At 67.5% G+C, this 351-nt stretch carries 1 pseudogene; it reads right to left on the minus strand.

Annotation, left to right across the window (positions count from 1 at the left end):
* Positions 1 to 351: pseudogene (locus A6013_RS27730) on the minus strand (hypothetical protein); the annotation flags it as partial.

Consider the following 351-nt stretch of genomic DNA (forward strand, 5'->3'; position numbering starts at 1 on the left):
GCTTCACTTCGGCGTAGATGATGAACGGCACGACAGAGACAAACGAAATCAGCAGCGTGACCAGATAAAATAACCAGTGCTCGGCCGCCGGGAAACCTGCTGCGGCAAGCTGGCCGGGCAGGGCGGGGGGCGCTTGCTGGGGGCGGCCCCCCCGCTGCCTGCGGGTTGCCCGCTGGGGGCCCGCTACAAACCGGGTTTGTGAACCAAACCGGCCGGCGCCCCACCCGCCAAGCGCGCCGCCCAGCGCCACGCCGCGGAACTGGCTGGGGGCGTAAAGCCCCAGTGCCGTGCCTTTGTAACCGGCGGGGGACTCTTTGCTGATCAGCGACGGCAGCAGCGCTTCCATCAGAT

Source organism: Enterobacter sp. IF2SW-B1, assembly GCF_001743375.1.
Classification (GTDB): domain Bacteria; phylum Pseudomonadota; class Gammaproteobacteria; order Enterobacterales; family Enterobacteriaceae; genus Enterobacter; species Enterobacter bugandensis.